Origin of the sequence: Natranaeroarchaeum sulfidigenes, assembly GCF_017094485.1 — an archaeon.
GTDB lineage: Archaea > Halobacteriota > Halobacteria > Halobacteriales > Natronoarchaeaceae > Natranaeroarchaeum > Natranaeroarchaeum sulfidigenes.
On the sequence record NZ_CP064786.1, the window covers coordinates 2,532,800 to 2,549,320 of the forward strand.

The window sequence follows — 16,521 nt, forward strand, 5'->3', positions numbered from 1 at the left end:
GCAAGGATAGAGCTTAACGACCCGAGGCGCGTAGCCGAGGTAGTGACCGTCACATCGAGGGACGTGCCGTCCGATGTCCGAATACGACAGGCCGAGCGTGCGGATCTGCTCGCCGTTTACCGCATCGAGAAGACCTCATTTGGGAGCCCGTGGCCGTTCGAGGCGTTCGAGCGACAGCTCTCCGAGCCGGGCTTTCTCGTCGCCGTCGATGACGAGGAGACCGGCGAGACCATCGACACGGCAGCCGTCATCGGTTTCGTCGTTGCGGATCTCGTGCCGAATCACGGCCAGCCGCTGGGGCACATCAAGGACCTGGCAGTCCATCCCAAGTACCGGGGAAAGGGGGTCGGGACGGCACTGCTTCGACGCGGACTGGACGCGCTGTACGAGCAGTCGGTTCGCTCGGTAAAGCTCGAAGTTCGGGAGAGCAATGAGGGCGCACGTCGGCTTTACAGCAGGTTCGGGTTTCAGCCGCTGCGGCGCATCCCACGATACTATGACGACGGCGAGGACGCGATCATCATGGTCCTGTCGCGCAAGGACCGCACCGGACAGACGAACGACTGACGCCCGCCAACGTGAGCTCCATCCCGCAACCGGACGCGCTAGTCTTTTCCACCTGACCCGCCAACCCACGCCCATGGGATACGCCTGTCCGGTGTGCGAGGCTCCACAGGCCGATGGGGAACACCTCGCCAACCACCTCGCGATCACCGCGATTATGGGTCGTGAAGGGCACGAGGAGTGGCTCGACGAACACGCCCCCGAGTGGGAGGACTCGACCCGGAGCGAACTCGCCGAAGCGGTCGTCGAGCACGTTCCAGAGACGGAGTTTCCGCAGTTGTTCGAGGACACGACCGATGGGCACGGCCACGGTGGGCAGTCAGGAGCCACGCTCGAACAGGAGATGGCCCGCCAGACCGCGGGCCGCGGGCGCGGTGACCTCACCGACGAGACGCGGGACGTGCTTGCCGAAGCGCGCGAGCTGACCGAGGAGATGCTGGACGCGGGGGAAGAGACGACGGGGGCCCCCGACGAGGAGTAAGGATCGAAGTCGGAACCGGTAACTTCCCCGGCCCGAACCGTCGGATATGCACACGACGGGACTATTCTCCCCGGACGACGAATCCGAGGCCGTAGAGACCTACGACTCGCTGGGACCGGCCGCCCAGACCGTCGTCAAGGAGACGGCCAAGGCGATGGCGTTTGACGCCGACGAGTACGGCGAGCGTGTAACTGGCGACGTGATCGAGACCGCACGAGACGCACTGTTTGCCTCGCTGCTCTCGGTTCAGGTCGGAACCACCGAGGAGTTCGAGGCGTGGCGTGACGGCTTCGACGGCGAGGTCGAGGTGCGGGGGAGCGAGCACGTCGACAACGTCGTCTGGCACGTCGCGCCCGGCGGTCGGGCGGTCGCGGCGACGTTCCAGAGCGAGGAGCAGGCGGCTGTCGGGACGCTCCGGCGGCAGGCGTTCGGGACGATCTATCGAGATATACTCAGGTGACCACCGAACTCAATTGTCCGGAGACCGTAGTCCGACTGTGACACTGGATCCGGTTCGACTCGGACAACGACTGGACGACGAGTTCGGCGGCAAGCCCGGTGAACAGCGTGTCGTTGCCCGGCAGGCTGTCGACCTCGCCGACGCAAGCAAGTACGAGGCCGATACGGGGGCAGAGCTAACGGTCCAGGAGATCATCAGCCACCTCGCCGACGCGCCGGAAGGGACACCTGCCGAGCGCTGGAACTGGTGGATAGGCTCGCTCGACGTCGCCTACGGCGGCTACGAGCGGTTCTCAGTTCGTCGCTACCCCGAGTGAGTCGCGGGCGGTGTCGAAACCGACAGCTCCGTGAGTCACGAGTCCGTCGACCCCGTATGGACGACTCCGAACAGCAGGGGACGACGAGAACAGGCGACGACTGGACGGTGCTCGAATCGGTCACCGAATACGAGACCGGCTGGTACGAGGGGGGATACGATCTGGTCGAACAGCCAAACGGTACGACAAAACGCTACTACTGGGCCGAGCTTCCGCCCGCAGTCGTGATCGTTGCCGTCACGAACGACCAACTGGTCTGTGTCGAGCAGTACCGGCCGACGATTCACGAGAGCCAGCTCGAACTGCCCGCCGGGATCGTCGAGGATGGTGAGTCCTACACTACGGCGGGAGCACGTGAACTCCGTGAGGAGACCGGCTTCGAGCCGTCGGGCACCTCGCTGTTGCAGACGTATCAGGTGGCGACCGGCGTGCTCCGCCACGAACGTGGAATCGTCTTCGCCGAGGGGCTAACGCCGGTCGAACAGGAACTCGACGACAACGAGTTCCTCGAGGTCCGGACAGTTCCGGTCGATGAGGCCGTCGAGCGCGTACGGGACAATCCGACTAACGACGCAACGATCAACGGCGTGTTGCTTGCAAAAGAGGATGGGCTACTGTAGCGGCGACATCGCTTGCATATTGGTGACTGACTACCGTCGACGAAGCGCTTGTTCGAGCGTCACGTCACCCCGTACCACTGGGCGGACAGAGGGAAACGCGTTTTACCGGTGCCTACGGACCTGTGATAATGAGTTACCGGATCGGACTGGTCGGCAAGCCCTCCGTGGGCAAGTCGACGTTTTTCAACGCGGCGACGATGAACGACGTGCCCGAGGGAGCCTATCCCTTCACGACGATCGATCCGAGCGTGGGCGAGGCCTACGTTCGCGTCGAATGTGCGGCCCCCGAGTTCGGCGAGACGTGCACGCCTTCGGTCGGCTACTGTGAGGACGGGACGCGCTTTGTCCCGACGAAGCTGGTCGATGTCGCGGGACTGATCCCCGGCGCACACGAGGGCGCTGGGCTGGGCAACCAGTTCCTGAGCGACCTGAACGAGACCGACGTGCTGGTCCACGTCGTCGACTTCTCGGGCGAGACCGACATCGAGGGAGAACCGACTGAAGGCCACGACCCACGGGACGATATCGACTTCCTCGAAACCGAGCTCGACCAGTGGTACCTGAGCGTCCTCGGGAAGGGAATCGAGCGCTACGAGACGGGCTACACCACAGAAGACGACGATATCGAGGAGGAGCTCGCAGAGCAGATGAGCGCGTTCCGGATCACCGAAGACGAGATCAAGCGCCTGATTCGGCGAGTCGACATCGGCTTCGACCCCGGGGAGTGGGATGATGACGATCGGCTCGAACTGGCCCGTGAGATCCGCCGCGAGACCAAGCCGATGGTGATCGCGGCCAACAAGATGGATACCCCGGAGGCACAGGAAAACTACGACGAGATTACGTCGGATCCTGACTACGAGCATCTGACGATGGTTCCTGCGAGCGCCCATGCGGAGAAGGCGCTCAAATCCGCCGCAGAGGCCGGTGTCGTCGAGTACACCCCCGGCACGAGCGAGTTCGAGATCGTCGGCGACATCTCCGGAAGTCAGGAGGCCGGACTCGAACAGATCCGGGAGTTCATCGACGAGTACGGTGCGACCGGAGTACAGGATGCGCTTGAAGCCGCGCTGTTCGACGTCCTCGGTGTTATCCCCGTCTTCCCCGGCGGCGCGAACGGCCTCGGAAACGAACGCGGCGAGGTGCTTCCCGACTGCTACCTTCTTCCGCCGAACTCGACTGCTGAAGACTTCGCGTACAGCCTTCATTCCGATATCGGCGAGGGCTTCCTCCACGCGATCGACTGTCGATCCAACCGCCAGCGTGGTGCGAGTTACGACCTCGACGAGCGCGACGTACTCGAAGTTATTACCACAAACTAGTCCTTGTATCGACTCTAGGTATCGAAGGTGTTTGGGTGGTGGATTTTTGTAGGCCGTCGTTGCTACACATCATACGATGCCGCCCAGCACAGTAACGTACGTCCAGAAAGCCTGTGCGTACATCACCCGAACTGAGGGAGAACTGCTCGTGTTTGATGGTCCCGAGTACGAGAAAAAACAGGTCCCGAAAGGAACACTTGATGAGGACGAGACGCCGCGCGAGGCACTGATACGCGAGGTGCGTGAGGAGACGGGACTCGAGGAGCTCGATTCCATTGACTACCTGACAACCGATCTCTGGCAGCGTCGCGAGCGCCGCTGGTACGTCCGTCATTTCTTTCACGCGGTCGTTGACGAGCCCCGTGACGAGTGGGTTCACACGGTGACTGGAGAGGGCGAAGAGGTCGGTAACGAATACGAATGTAGCTGGATCGAGACGCCCGCTCAGGTTCAGTTCGCCCTCGATCTGGACGACTATCTTCACTTGCTTCGCCGTCAGCCGCTCACAGCGGTGCCAAGTCCACAGTCGAGCCAGCCGTAGCCGCCGAAGCGTTGATGTGCCTCTGATACGTGTGGCCGGTAGATGGTTGGCGAGAGACTGTCAGTGCTCGCAGATCGGCTCCGTGAGGAACTGGACCGGGCACTGCTCGAAGATAACTCGCCTCAGGAGATTGCCGCTAGCTTCTCGATCGGCGTCTTCATCACGTCAATGCCGACACTCGGAACCGGTCTGTTGCTGTTTGTGATCCTCGCGTATATTTCCGATCGCATCAGCAAGATCGCTCTGCTGGCCTCGGTGGTCGTGCTCAATCCCGTCGTCAAGTGGGGCGTCTACGCCGCGAGTTTCTGGCTCGGCATCCAGTTACTTGGCGTTCCCCCCGGTGGAGTTCCCTCGACGGTCTCGTTTTCGGCTGGCTCGGATATCGTCGTTCGACTGTTGGTCGGTAACCTGATTATCGGGGTTGTCTTCACTGCGATCGCCTATCCCGTTTCGCTCCGGCTGGTTCGGGAATGTCATCGCCGGAATATCGAACCGACCGAGCTTCCCGCAGAGATCCTTTCGGACTGACATGAACCGTGAGGATAACATTCAAGCGGCAGTCCCCGAAACCACCTGACGATGGAGGTCTCCGTTGTCATCGCCGCACACTCGATGGCCCGCTATTCGGAGCTACGCGATGCAGTAGAGAGCATACTCGCCCAGAGATACGGGCAGGTCGAACTGGTCCTCGTTGTTGACGGCACCGACGCCGTCGCGGACCGCGCCCGGCGGGAGTTCGGCGACCGAGAATCCGTCCGAGTCCACTGTCTGCCGGAGAATCGTGGAGTCTCCGCGGCGCGGACTCACGGCGCAGAACTCGCCACTGGCGATGTCGTCGCCTTTCTCGACGACGACGCGGTCGCCAATCCGGACTGGATTGAGCGACTCGTCACAGCCTACGACGACCACGGTGCCCTCGCAGTTGGCGGGAGGATGACCGGCGACTGGCGAGGTGGTCGCCCATGGTATCTTCCGACGGAGTTCGACTGGCTCGTCGGCGTCACCTACCCCAGCTTCGCCGAGGCGGGCGAGGAGGTCCGAAATACTTTCGAGTCGAACCTCTCGGTTCGGCGGGACGTCTTCCTCGAACTGGGCGGCTTCGATCCCGACCTCGGGCCGACCGCCGAGCGGTACCGTCACGGTGAGGGTGCAGCATTCGGCGAGCGTCTTCGGGCGGAGTACGGCCGCGGTGTCGTCTACGCCCCCGATGCAGTCGTCGAACACACGGTCTTTGAGTACCGAACGCGACCGGGGTTTCTCGCCCGGCGCGCGTTCCAGCAAGGCGTCTCGAAACGGCGGCTGTCACGTGAGCACACGGACCCGGACCGCTCCGCGAGCACCGAGGGTGCGTACCTCTTTCGGCTGCTAACCGAACACGTCCCACTGCGGCTCCGTGCTCTCGTCACGTCGCCCTCACTCCGCTCTGTCGGACAGCTGTGTGCGCTCTGTGTGCTCACCGTACTGGTCGGTCTCGGCTACCTGTGGGCGATACTGGAGGAACTCCGATGAGGGTGGATCTGGTCACTCATCGGTACCCCCCGGACCTCGGCGGGATCGAGCGACACGTCGCTGAACTGGCCCGCTGGCTCGCGGGCGAGGGCCACGACGTTACCGTCCACGCGACCGACTGGGACGGCAGCTACGACCGCGAGACCCAGGACGGTGCGATTCGAGTCCGCCGCTATCCCGCCGTCGCACCGGGAGAGGCGTACTACGTCTCGCCGCACATCGCCCGTGCAGTCTATCGCTCCGATGCTGATGTCGTCCACGCTCACGGCTATCACTCGTTTCCACTCCTCTTTGCCGCGCTCGGCGCACGTTCGACGCCGCTGGTCGTGACGCCCCATTACGCGGGTCGCGGATCGTCCGACCTGCGAAAGCTGCTCCACCGGCTGTATGCACCCATCGGCGGCCGCGCGCTCCGCAGCGCCGACGCCACAATCGCAGTCAGCGAGTGGGAGCGCGACTGTCTCCGCGACGACTTTGGCTGTGACGCACGGGTTGTTCCGAATGGCATCGATATCGATCGGTTCGTCGCTGCGGAGCCCGAGGGGCGCGAGCGACCGTACCTGCTCTCAGTCGGTCGGCTGGTCGAGTACAAGGGGGTCCAGCATATCATCGACGCGCTCGCCAAACTTCCGGAGTACGACCTGATCATCGCAGGGAGCGGTGAGTTCCGTGCAGAGCTCGAAGCCCACGCCGCGGCACGCGGCGTCGACGACCGCGTCGAGTTCCTCGGCTACGTTCCGGAGGATCGCTTGCCCGGGCTCTATGCCGGTGCAGCAGCCCACGTCTTCCTCTCCGAATACGAGTGCTACGGACTGACAGTTGGCGAGTCGCTGGCTGCGGGGACGCCCTGCGTCGTCCGGGACGCGACCGCGCTGTCGGAGTGGACCGAATTTTCGGGCTGTGTCGGCGTCGAGGATGTCGACGCGGGGTTAGTCGCGGGCGCGGTCCGGGAGGCAGTCGAGTTGACGCCCCATCCCGACGCACTGATGACGTGGGGGGAGATGAGTGCGGAGGTATTGGGAGTATACGAGGCAGTTGTTGAGGAATGAGGTCGAGAAACGATTGGCCGACGTGACTGCTCAGTCGAGCCGATCGACTACCGCAGCCAGTAGCTCCCGTTTGCTGTCCCAGAACTCACTTCGCTCCTTTTCGGCAAGCGAGTGCAGCAGGTACAGTAGCGGCAGGCCGGAGTACCGGCCTGGATCCGGCATCGCGTACTCTCCTATACCCTTCAGGTAGTCGTCGACGATTCTTCCTCCCTCCCCCTCGAACGTACACAACTGGATGACTGCTGTCGGGTCGCGGGTGTCGTAGTGGGCGATCGTGAAGGGACGAAAGAGGTCGCGAATGACCAGATCCCGGCCAGCGCTCTCCCAGTCGACGATGTAGACTCGCTCACCGTCGACGAGCACGTTTCGGGTGTGGAGGTCCCGGTGTGCCCGCGCACGGAACAGAGTCTCGGGGAGGTCGAGTTCCGTAAGGAGGGCGAACGCCTGGCTGAACGGTGCCTTGGGGAGCAGCCCCCGCTCATCAAGTATCGACCTCGCGTCCTCAACGATTCCGGAAACCGTCACCGGCTCGGGATCTATCCGGTAGAGATGGGTAAGCTGTTCGAGGGCGTCGAGCAGGAACGGCCAGCCCTCGACCGGTGAGCGGGGATGATGACCGGTGACGAACTGCTCGGCGAGGTAGGGGTAGTCCAGATCGTACTCGTAGAGTTCCGGCGCGTTGATCCCGGTCGGAAGTCCCTCGCGAGCGCGCGCCTCGTCGACGACTCTGCTCGGGTCTCCTGCCGGAATCGTGTACACGATTCGCTCGTCGAGATCGACCAGCCGCGTCCGGTTGCTGAAGACAGCGACGTCAACGTCGACATCCGACGCTATCGTGATCGAACGCGCCGAAATCATTGGCACCAGTCGTGCCAGTGGGGGAACGATCCCACAGACGCGTAGCGTGTAGCCACCGAGCCGTCGCTTCAGTCCCTTACCGGCGATCATCCCCGCAACCGTCCGGAACGCCGCGCGCGTCGGCCGGAACAGGTAGTAGTGTTCCCCTGGGGGATCGAGTGCGTAGAACGATCTGGGCTGTGGTGCGCCACTACTGACGTGTCCGGTGAACGCGGTGACGTGCGAGAGATCGGGACCCATCGAGTACCCGACCGTTTTGGACGGACCCCTATCAGTCTGTTCCGTCCGTCCGGCGACCGAAAACGGCATAGCCGATTCGTCCGATAGGCCGACAGATGCGGATCGGCCAGACCTCGATCGTCGTCTTCCTCTCGAAGCTCACAAGCTCCGCGCTCGGCTTTCTGGGAACGATCTACTTCGCGCGTGTGCTGGGCGCAGAGGTGCTCGGGTTGTACGCGCTGGTCATCGCCCTCGTCGGGTGGCTCAAACTCGGCGGTTCGATGGGCGTCGGCACTGCTGTGACCAAGCGCGTCAGCGAGGGCGACGAGCAGGGTGCGTACGTCGCCGCCGGGGTTCTCTCGACGCTGGCGATTGGCGGGCTCGTCTCGGTCCTGCTACTACTTGGTCGAGGGTATCTCGCTGACTATGTTGGGGAGTTCGACGCCTACGTCGCCGTCTCCGTGGTCTGGTTCGTCCTCGCGTTACTGGCGATCAAACTGTTCTACAAGCTCGTGCTGGCGGTGCTCGAAGGTGAACGGAAAGTCCACCTCGCGGGGCTGCTCGCACCGGTCCGGATCGGCGTCGCGACGCTCGTCCAGATCGGACTTGTGATTGCGGGTTTTTCGCTCGCCGGACTGCTTGTTGGCTACGGTGTCGGCGGCGTCCTGATCGGCGTGCTCGGCCTGTTGTACGTCTCGACATCGCTGGAACGTCCACGAAAACGACACTTCCGGAGCCTCTACGAGTACGCGAAGTACGCCTGGCTTGGTGGGCTCAAATCGCGGTCGTTCAACGACGTCGACATACTGGTGCTCGGCGCGTTCGTCCCCACGGCGCTGGTCGGCGTCTACGCCGTCGCCTGGTCGATCGCGAAGTTCCTCGACCTGTTCGGGACGGCGGTGAGCGACACGCTTTTTCCCGAGATCAGCCGTGCGACCGCGGACGGCGAGGACGCGACCGCAAGCCAGCTGGTCGAGGACAGTCTCGCCTACGGCGGCCTGATCGTCGTTCCGGGGCTGGTCGGCGGACTGCTGGTCGGCGATCGACTGCTCGCCATCTACGGCCCCGAGTTCGTGCAGGGGACAGCAGTGCTGGGGCTGTTGTTGGTCGCGACGCTACTGTACGGCTATCAAAAACAGCTACTGACCGCGCTGAATGCGGTCGACCGCCCCGACCTCGCCTTTCGGATCAATCTCGCGTTCATCACAGTCAATGCCGTCCTGAACGTCGTGCTGGTCTGGCAGATCGGGTGGAGGGGTGCGGCCATCGCCACGGCACTCTCCGCTGGAATCGGTCTCGTCCTTGCGTACGCCGCGCTTACTGACGTGCTCGCGTTCCGAACGCCGATCCGGGAGATTGGACGTCAGTGGGTGTCGGCCGGACTGATGGGCGGTGGCGTCTGGCTCGTTCTCGAACTCGTCGAGACGGCAGAGGTAGGGAACCTCGTTGCCGTTCCCGCCGTCGTCGCCTTCGGGGCGGGTCTGTATTTCACCACATTGCTGGGAATCTCCGGTCAGTTCCGGCGGACTGTCCAGCGTAACCTGCCGTTACTGAGCAGTCGGTGAACGCGGATAGAGGCAGCCGCCCGGCGCTCGTGATGTCGTACTGATTGGTCTTCGATGGGGAGTGTACTGTTCGCTGATTGGTCGAAATGCCGAGGAAGAGCGCCAGAAACAACAGATTAAAGCGATCTTACCATAGCTACTGGTACAGGTAGTATGGATCCATTTACCATCGCCGGAGTGTCCGGTGTACTCCTGCTAACGCTCTGTCTGGGGACTGTCGTGCACGAGTACACACACGCGCTTGCCCTGCGGGCGTTCGGAATCGAGTATCGGATCGACTGGCTCGGTGGGCGCAAGGGGATCGGCCGACTCAGAGCGGGGGTCCTCGGCACATGGGCGTCGGTAACGCCGCAGCTCTCCGATGGAACATCAGTGGCCGGACTCCGTGTTGCTGCCCTGATGCCGCTCACACTGACGATCCCGTTCGTACTGGTCGCCGTTGGCATCGTTTCGGATCCGCTCGCGACCGGGAGTCCGTACGTGATCGCCGCCGCCGTCGCGTGGCTCGCCTGTGCACTACCAAGCCCCCAGGACTTCTCGACGGTCTGGTACGCTCATCGGCTCGTCGACGAGGAGACATCGGCGAAAAGAGATTCGTGCTGAGAGAATATATCAACTCGTGGACCGATACAAAAAATAATGGGTGTTCGGTACAAATCCTGCGTATATGAGTAACCACGACGACAGGAGTTGGGGGCAGTTCGTCGAGGAGATCCCCGACGACACCGTCGTCGAACGGTTCGAGGGAGCGGAGCCGAAGACGGCGACGGAAATTGCCGATATCCTGTCCTGCACCGAGTATGAGGCCCGGAGCAAACTCGACGCGCTGTGTCGCACCGGTCAGCTGGACCGCAAAAAGGTACGCGAAGAGCCGCCGCTGACTGTCTGGTACCAGCCTCGCGCAACGTTTGTCGGAGAGGATAACGGAACGGGTCGGCCGGTTGACGAACACGTCTCCGCACTGCTTGACGATATGGACGTCCCCGGAATCAGCGGGATGATGCGGGACTGGCGGCGCGATGCGATTCGCGCCACGTTCGACCGGCTCCGAGACACTCGCGAAATCGAGGAAGCCGAACTGATCGAACAGGTGTATCCGGCGCACTCTGCGGGGTACGACGAGGCAGAACAGTGGTGGGCAATGGTGTCAGAACGGCTTGGAGATCTGCCTGGCGTCGTCGAGCCTCGCTGGGGCGGCAAAACCTGGCGATACGACGGTCAGTAGATCAGCTCGTCGTTGCTCTCGATCATATACAGGGTTCGCGCGGAGATGTTGACTGCGTGGTCGCCGACGCGTTCGAGATCTCGAATCGTCAAGAGGAGCCGTGACACGTCGTTCATCAGAGTCTCGATATCCTCACTTGATTTCTCGTCGAACTCCCGTTCGAGCAGGTCACGAACGACCGTCTGGCTTGCTTCTTCGCAGAGTGCGTCGATGTCGTCGTCGCGGCGCGAAATCTCACGACACGCGTCCGGGTCGTCGGTCGCATACGCGTCCATCGCGTCCTCGACCATCTCGTGGGTTAGATCGCCCAGTCCCTGCACGTCGACTTCGGGATAGAGGTCCTGTTCGGCGTTGCGGGAGTACTCGGCGAGGTTTGTAGCGAGATCACCAACCCGTTCCAGATCGGTGATGATCTTGAACGTCGAGGCGATAAATCGAAGATCACCGGCGACGGGCTGCTGGAGCGCCAGAATATCGATACAGTCCTGTTCGAGGTCGAGATACAACTGGTTGATTTCGTGGTCGCCCTGAATCACTTCCTCCGCTAGCCCCTCGTCTTTCTGTTCGAGGGCGTCGAAGCTCATCCGTAGCCGTTCGAGAACGAGTTCGCTCATGTAGAGAACGTCCTCACGGAGGGACTCCAGCTGTTGTTGGTAGTCCTGTCGTGCCATACTCGGGCACAGACCGGCCGGACGTATAAGTGCTATCGGATCGGGGAAGCTTGCCACCGTGCCAGTGGCGACGGCCTGACGTTTCCATGACCGACTCCTTTTATCTGCTCGGACGGTAGATGGCCGGTATGAGTGAGACAACGGAGCGGATCGGGACGCGCTGTCCGTCCTGTTCGCCAGATGCGGAGACAGTCCACGAGGTTCTCAAACCGGGGGGACAGGCGACCGTTCGCTGTACGGAGTGCAGCCACGTCCACAAGGTTCGTATCGAAGAAGATCGGACGGTCGAGCGCGATGTCGTCGTCTCTCAGGAGGGTGACTCGTTCTCAGCGACGGCAGAACCGCCAGCTGACGAAACGCTTGCAACCGGCGAAGAGTTCGTCCTCGATACGCCCGAGGCGATTATGACCGTCCGGATCACCAGCCTCGAACTCGACGGCGACAAACGCGTCGACGAAGCGAGCGCCGAGGAGGTCAGCACGATCTGGACCCGTGCGGTCGGGAATGTCGGAGTCAACACGACAATTCACCCGAAAGACGGTCGTCGTGAGGAGACCAGAAGCGTCACCCTGCAGGTGCCGGGAGACTACGAGTTCACCGTCGGCGCGACCGACGAACTCGCCGGTGAGGAGTTCACCATCGAGGGGATCGTCGTCCGGGACGACGCGACCGGCTACAAGTTCGACAAACTGGATCACGACCGCGATACGGCGGTCGCAAAGGACGTCAAACGGCTATACGTTCGCGACGAGTCCTCGACTGCCTGGTCGGCCTGGTAGCCGATGTCCGGGGGCTCGTTTGCGGACCGGCGGGACCGGATGGTCGACCGTCTCGTAGAGAGCGGCCGAATCAGTGATAGGGCGACTATCGACGCGCTTCGTTCGGTCCCCCGCCACGAGTTCGTCCCCTCCCCCAAACGTGATGCCGCCTACGAGGACCGCCCGCTCCCGATCGGCGACGATCAGACGATTAGCGCCCCACACATGGTCGGGATGATGACCGAGTTGCTCGCTGCCGAAGCCGGGAATGCCGTCCTCGAAATCGGCACTGGCTGTGGCTATCATGCCGCGGTCACCGCTGAAATTGTCGGTCCAGAGAACTTGTACTCCGTAGAGTACAGCGAGCGCCTCGGCGAGCGTGCTGCGGACACGCTCTCCGACCTCGGGTACGGTGACGTCTCGATCCGCGTCGGCGATGGCTGGGATGGCTGGCCGGAACACGCCCCGTACGACCGTGCGTATCTGACCTGTGCGGCACCAGAACTCCCCGAACCAGTTGCCGAACAGGTCGCGGCTGGTGGCCGAATCCTCGCCCCGATCGGTCGACGACAGCAGCTGCTCGAACGGTTCGACAAGCGAGCGGATGGCAGTCTCGCCACGGAATCCCACGGTGGGGTCCGGTTCGTACAGATGCGCGGCTGACTCGACACCGGACAACCCCGTCCGCCAGCCGCGCGATTGATTACCTTTCGGGACGAACCCGAAGACATGGAACCGGCGGTACTCCGAGACGACATGGTCGATAGCCTCGAACACGAGGCCAAGGCCGTCGTCCGGAGCGAACAGGTGGGGCTCGCGATGCGGGAAGTCCCGCGCCACGAGTTCGTCGACGCCGACCGGGCCGCCTACGCCGATATCTCCCATCAGGAGCACGGCACACGCGTCCTCTCGCCGAGCGAAGCGGCCAGACTACTCGAACTGGTCGATGTCAGGCCGGAGCACTCGGTGCTGGTCGTCGGCGTCGGCGTCGGTTATACAGCCGCTGTTCTCGCTGAGATTGTCGACGCACGGAACGTGCACGCGATCGATATCACCCGCTCACTGGTCTACGCTGCCCGCGAAAATCTCGCCGCTGCGGGTCACGATGAGGTGCTGGTCGACTGCCGTGACGGTGCTGATGGCTTCCCGGAGTACGCGCCTTACGATCGGATTCTGCTGGAAGCCGCGGCGGTGCGACCGCCACCAGCCCTGCTGGATCAGCTCGCTCCCGAGGGGAAACTCGTCTTGCCGCAGGGTAACGGTACCCAGCGGCTCACCGTCGTCGAGAGCGGTGGTGACGTCGAAGAACACGGTACGGTGGCGTTTGCGCCGCTGCTCGTCGAGGGCGAACAGGCCGACGCCATCGAGCGCAACCGCACCGCCCGCGAGGACCGCGAGCACGCAAAGCGCGCCGCTCAGTCGCGTCACGGCTGGGAGCGTGACTGGATCGACTGGGACGGCGTCTAGTCGTCGATCACCAGTAGTTCCGTATTCTCGCGTTGGTCCTCGTACTCGGTTCCTGCTGGTGGGTTGATGTCGATATCCAGCGTCCCTTTGTCCTGATTGTCCCTGAGTTCGGGCCGGATCTCTACTGTCGCCTCGCCGTCAGCGTCCGACTCCTCGTTTACAACCCCATCGATGCTCGCGGTCCCGCTGGAGACGATCACTGTCGCGCCCTCGACCGGGTCGCCCTGATCGTCGATCACCGTCAGGTCGACCGAGTTGTGCCCCGTCCCGATCACCTCCTCGTCGGGCTCGACGTCGAGTTCGGTCGTTCCGAGCGTCCCGACGCCCGAGAGCATAGACATCATGATTGACAGACTCGCCACACCCACGACGATTGCGATGACGAGTCTGATTGGCAAGCCCTCGATTGCCCGGTCATCCGACCGGAAGGCTTCGAATCGCATGGCGGGGCTGGCCGCCCGATCATATATAAACGGCTGGTGTCGGGGGAACGATCACACTCCCGTCCGGAAGGATAGATCGAGCGCGGGCGCGCTGTGAGTCAACGCGCCCATCGAGATGATATCGACGCCGGTTGTCGCGTACGCCGGGACATCCTCGACGCCGATGCCGCCCGACGCCTCGGCGAGGACGCCGTCGTACTCTGCCAGCAGGTTGACGGCTTCGCTGGTTTCGGCGGGCGTCATGTTGTCCAGCAGGACGATATCGGCTCCGGCTTTCGCGGCCCGCGGGGCGTCTTCGACGTGCTCGACCTCGACATCGAGCTTCGTGGCGAATGAGGTCCGCTCGTCGAAGCGCTCGATTGCCTGTTCAAGCCCCAGCTCCGCGATCTGATTGTCCTTGACCATCACCATATGCGAGAGATCGAGGCGGTGGGTGTCGCCGCCGCCCGCGACTACTGCGCGTTTTTCGATCCCGCGGAGGCCCGGCGTCGTTTTGCGGGTCGCCGCGACCTCCGGAGCCGTTTCCGCCCCGACCGCGGCCTCCACACGCTCGACCGTCTGGCGCGTCTTCGTGGCGATGCCCGAGGCATGGCCCGTAATGTTCACGGCGACGCGCTCGCCGCGCAGGACGTCGCGGGCGGGTCCTTCGACGGAGAGGACCTGATCACCTGGCTCGACGCGGTCACCGTCCGCCAGCGCTTCGGTCACGTCGACGCCGAGATACGCGAAGACCGCGCGGACGGCGTCGAGTCCGGCGACGACACCCGCCTCTTTCGCCACGAGGCGGCCGGATGTCTCGCCGGGCACCTCGTTCGTCACGTCGTGATGGCCCAGATCCTCCCGCAGCCAGCATTCGATCTGTGAGTCGGTAATCATCAGTCGTCCGCCGGCGTCGCAGTTGATTCAGTGGGCTCGTCGACGAGGTAGTGACAGCCCACGGAGCGCTCGTTTTCCGCAGCGGCGCGCGCGATCAACAGGGCAGTAACGCTCGCATGTCGGAGTTCGTAGAGGTCTCTGGCCGTCCGGGTCCTGACGTAGGCGTCGACCTCACCCTTGAGCCGTCGGAGGACGGCAGCGGCGCGGGCGAGACCGTCTGAGTCGCGCCGCAGGCCGACGTGCTCGCCCATCACGCGGTGCAGGCGGGTGAACTTCTCGGCGGCGAAACGCGGTGGGAGGTCGGGATCGCTATCGAGCAGGTCCGCGGCCTCGATCGGCTCCGGCTCGTTGCCGACCGCCGTCTCGCCGGCCCGGAGCCCCCAGACCAGCCCTTCCAGCAGGCTCGTCGAGGCCAGCCGGTTTGCGCCGTGGACGCCGGTCCGGGCACACTCGCCGACGGCGAACAGGCGGTCGAGGCTGGCTCGCCCGCGGTCGTCGACGGCGATGCCGCCACAGAGGAAGTGCTCGCAGGGCGCAACCGGAATCCCGTCTGCCGGGTCGACACCGCGCCGTTCACAGCGCTCGGCGAGGTCGGGAAACTGCGCGGCGAAATCGAAGGTCGAGACGTCGAGTCGGACCTCGCCGGTCTCGTCGCGCCCCCGAGCGACCGCGCGCGCTACCACGTCACGCGGGGCGAGTTCGGCGTCCTCGTGGATCGCGGGCATGAAGCGCTCGCCGTTTCCGTTCAGGAGGTGTGCACCCTCCCCGCGGACGGCCTCGCTGATCAGGACCGTCTCCATCGCGTCGCTGTCCGCGGCCTCTGCGACATCTGCTGACGTCTCATCGAGTGCGGTCGGGTGGAACTGCACGTACTCCATATCCGCGATTTCAGCGCCTGCAAGCGCGGCCATCCCGATACCGTCGCCGGTCGAGCCGGTGGGGTTCGTCGAGCGTGGATACAGTGAGCCGATTCCACCAGTCGCGAGGACGGTCGATCCGGCGAAGACCGGATAGCCAGTCCGTGAACGCTCCCCGTCTGGCGTCCGATCCAGCTGAACGCCGTGGACGCGCCCTTCGTGAGTAATCAGGTCGAGCGCGGCAGTGTCTTCCAAGATCTGTACGCGGTCGTGGTCGTCGAGATAGGATAGAAGGGGTCGGAGGATGTGAGACCCCGTTTCGGCGTTGACGTGCAGGATTCGGTTCTCGGAATGGGCCGCTTCGCGGCCGTAGTCCCAGCCCGGCGAATCGAACTCCCCGCCAGCCGTATCGAACTCGATTCCAAGTGTTTCCAGCAGGACGTCCTCGACGGCGTCATTGGCGTTCTCGACGAGAACGTCGACGGCGCCGGGATCTGCGGTGTTACTGCTTGCCGCCAGAATATCGCGTTTGAACCCCTCGGGATCGTCCCGTGAGACGGCGATACCGCCCTGTGCCCAGTCGGTGCTGGCGTCCTCGGGGCGTTCGGCTTTCGTCGCGACCAGCACGTCGCTTCCCTCGCGTGCAGCCGCGAGCGCGGCGGCACAGCCCGCAATGCCGGTGCCGACGACGAGCACGTCCGCAGTGATGTAGTCCGTCAT

General features: G+C 63.5%; 21 protein-coding genes. 16 read left to right on the forward strand and 5 right to left on the reverse strand.

The features are described 5' to 3' along the window. Positions 1–42: 42 nt before the first annotated feature. The 10 genes from rimI to AArcS_RS13230 all read left to right on the forward strand — a co-directional run bounded on the left by rimI (position 43) and on the right by AArcS_RS13230 (position 6,862). Positions 43–567 carry a ribosomal protein S18-alanine N-acetyltransferase gene (gene rimI / locus AArcS_RS13185; protein ID WP_238477884.1) on the forward strand — a complete coding sequence of 175 codons (525 nt, stop codon included), beginning with the start codon at positions 43–45 and terminating at the stop codon, positions 565–567. Positions 568–640: 73 nt separating this feature from the next. Then, positions 641–1,045, forward strand: a complete 405-nt coding sequence (locus AArcS_RS13190; RefSeq protein ID WP_238477885.1) for a DUF5810 domain-containing protein — start codon at positions 641–643, stop codon at positions 1,043–1,045. A gap of 46 nt (positions 1,046–1,091) precedes the next feature. Then, the gene (locus AArcS_RS13195; RefSeq protein WP_238477886.1) at positions 1,092–1,505 is read left to right on the forward strand and encodes a DUF5809 family protein; all 414 of its coding nucleotides are present in this window, start codon (positions 1,092–1,094) and stop codon (positions 1,503–1,505) included. 37 nt (positions 1,506–1,542) lie between these two features. After that, on the forward strand, positions 1,543–1,821 hold the full coding sequence (locus AArcS_RS13200) for a WNWW family protein (RefSeq protein ID WP_310736972.1): 279 nt from the start codon (positions 1,543–1,545) through the stop codon (positions 1,819–1,821). 56 nt (positions 1,822–1,877) lie between these two features. Next, on the forward strand, positions 1,878–2,441 hold the full coding sequence (locus AArcS_RS13205) for an NUDIX hydrolase (RefSeq protein ID WP_238477887.1): 564 nt from the start codon (positions 1,878–1,880) through the stop codon (positions 2,439–2,441). A 128-nt stretch (positions 2,442–2,569) separates the two neighbouring features. After that, positions 2,570–3,763 (forward strand): redox-regulated ATPase YchF, encoded by a 1,194-nt coding sequence (locus AArcS_RS13210; protein ID WP_238477888.1) that lies wholly within the window; start codon positions 2,570–2,572, stop codon positions 3,761–3,763. Between the two features lie 76 nt (positions 3,764–3,839). Then, entirely contained in the window at positions 3,840–4,304 is a 465-nt protein-coding gene (locus tag AArcS_RS13215; protein WP_238477889.1) for an NUDIX domain-containing protein, read from the forward strand. A 42-nt stretch (positions 4,305–4,346) separates the two neighbouring features. Then, positions 4,347–4,832: a DUF2062 domain-containing protein gene (locus AArcS_RS13220; protein ID WP_238477890.1), complete on the forward strand. Its 486-nt coding sequence runs from the start codon at positions 4,347–4,349 to the stop codon at positions 4,830–4,832. A gap of 51 nt (positions 4,833–4,883) precedes the next feature. Then, the gene (locus tag AArcS_RS13225) at positions 4,884–5,813 is read left to right on the forward strand and encodes a glycosyltransferase family 2 protein (protein ID WP_238477891.1); all 930 of its coding nucleotides are present in this window, start codon (positions 4,884–4,886) and stop codon (positions 5,811–5,813) included. Beyond that, positions 5,810–6,862 (forward strand): glycosyltransferase family 4 protein, encoded by a 1,053-nt coding sequence (locus tag AArcS_RS13230; RefSeq protein WP_238477892.1) that lies wholly within the window; start codon positions 5,810–5,812, stop codon positions 6,860–6,862. Before AArcS_RS13225 ends, AArcS_RS13230 begins: the two co-directional genes overlap by 4 nt. A gap of 30 nt (positions 6,863–6,892) precedes the next feature. Here AArcS_RS13230 and AArcS_RS13235 read toward each other — a convergent pair whose 3' ends face one another. Further along, positions 6,893–8,029: a phosphotransferase gene (locus AArcS_RS13235; protein ID WP_238477893.1), complete on the reverse strand. Its 1,137-nt coding sequence runs from the start codon at positions 8,027–8,029 to the stop codon at positions 6,893–6,895. 26 nt (positions 8,030–8,055) lie between these two features. Between AArcS_RS13235 and AArcS_RS13240 the strand changes: the two genes are divergently transcribed. The 3 genes from AArcS_RS13240 to AArcS_RS13250 all read left to right on the forward strand — a co-directional run bounded on the left by AArcS_RS13240 (position 8,056) and on the right by AArcS_RS13250 (position 10,729). Beyond that, positions 8,056–9,504 (forward strand): oligosaccharide flippase family protein, encoded by a 1,449-nt coding sequence (locus AArcS_RS13240; protein ID WP_238477894.1) that lies wholly within the window; start codon positions 8,056–8,058, stop codon positions 9,502–9,504. A gap of 153 nt (positions 9,505–9,657) precedes the next feature. Then, entirely contained in the window at positions 9,658–10,107 is a 450-nt protein-coding gene (locus AArcS_RS13245; protein ID WP_238477895.1) for a hypothetical protein, read from the forward strand. A 64-nt stretch (positions 10,108–10,171) separates the two neighbouring features. After that, positions 10,172–10,729, forward strand: a complete 558-nt coding sequence (locus AArcS_RS13250) for a FaeA/PapI family transcriptional regulator (RefSeq protein ID WP_238477896.1) — start codon at positions 10,172–10,174, stop codon at positions 10,727–10,729. Here the strand turns inward: AArcS_RS13250 and phoU are convergent. After that, a complete protein-coding gene (gene phoU / locus AArcS_RS13255; protein WP_238477897.1) occupies positions 10,723–11,400 on the reverse strand; it encodes a phosphate signaling complex protein PhoU in 678 nt (225 codons plus the stop codon). The two genes, AArcS_RS13250 and phoU, sit on opposite strands and share 7 nt — an antisense overlap. Before the next feature lie 128 nt (positions 11,401–11,528). On the opposite strand from phoU, the gene AArcS_RS13260 reads away from it, so the two are divergent. The 3 genes from AArcS_RS13260 to AArcS_RS13270 all read left to right on the forward strand — a co-directional run bounded on the left by AArcS_RS13260 (position 11,529) and on the right by AArcS_RS13270 (position 13,625). Then, positions 11,529–12,179 carry an HVO_0476 family zinc finger protein gene (locus AArcS_RS13260; protein ID WP_238477898.1) on the forward strand — a complete coding sequence of 217 codons (651 nt, stop codon included), beginning with the start codon at positions 11,529–11,531 and terminating at the stop codon, positions 12,177–12,179. A 3-nt stretch (positions 12,180–12,182) separates the two neighbouring features. Next, on the forward strand, positions 12,183–12,821 hold the full coding sequence (locus tag AArcS_RS13265; protein WP_238477899.1) for a protein-L-isoaspartate(D-aspartate) O-methyltransferase: 639 nt from the start codon (positions 12,183–12,185) through the stop codon (positions 12,819–12,821). A gap of 66 nt (positions 12,822–12,887) precedes the next feature. Next, a complete protein-coding gene (locus AArcS_RS13270) occupies positions 12,888–13,625 on the forward strand; it encodes a protein-L-isoaspartate O-methyltransferase family protein (protein ID WP_238477900.1) in 738 nt (245 codons plus the stop codon). Here AArcS_RS13270 and AArcS_RS13275 read toward each other — a convergent pair. The 3 genes from AArcS_RS13275 to AArcS_RS13285 are packed head-to-tail and all read right to left on the reverse strand — an operon-like array spanning position 13,622 to position 16,521. Then, positions 13,622–14,068 (reverse strand): DUF7382 domain-containing protein, encoded by a 447-nt coding sequence (locus tag AArcS_RS13275; RefSeq protein WP_238477901.1) that lies wholly within the window; start codon positions 14,066–14,068, stop codon positions 13,622–13,624. The genes AArcS_RS13270 and AArcS_RS13275 overlap by 4 nt on opposite strands. A 51-nt stretch (positions 14,069–14,119) precedes the next feature. Then, a complete protein-coding gene (gene nadC, locus AArcS_RS13280) occupies positions 14,120–14,944 on the reverse strand; it encodes a carboxylating nicotinate-nucleotide diphosphorylase (RefSeq protein ID WP_238477902.1) in 825 nt (274 codons plus the stop codon). Further along, the gene (locus AArcS_RS13285; protein WP_238477903.1) at positions 14,944–16,521 is read right to left on the reverse strand and encodes an L-aspartate oxidase; all 1,578 of its coding nucleotides are present in this window, start codon (positions 16,519–16,521) and stop codon (positions 14,944–14,946) included. Before AArcS_RS13285 ends, nadC begins: the two co-directional genes overlap by 1 nt.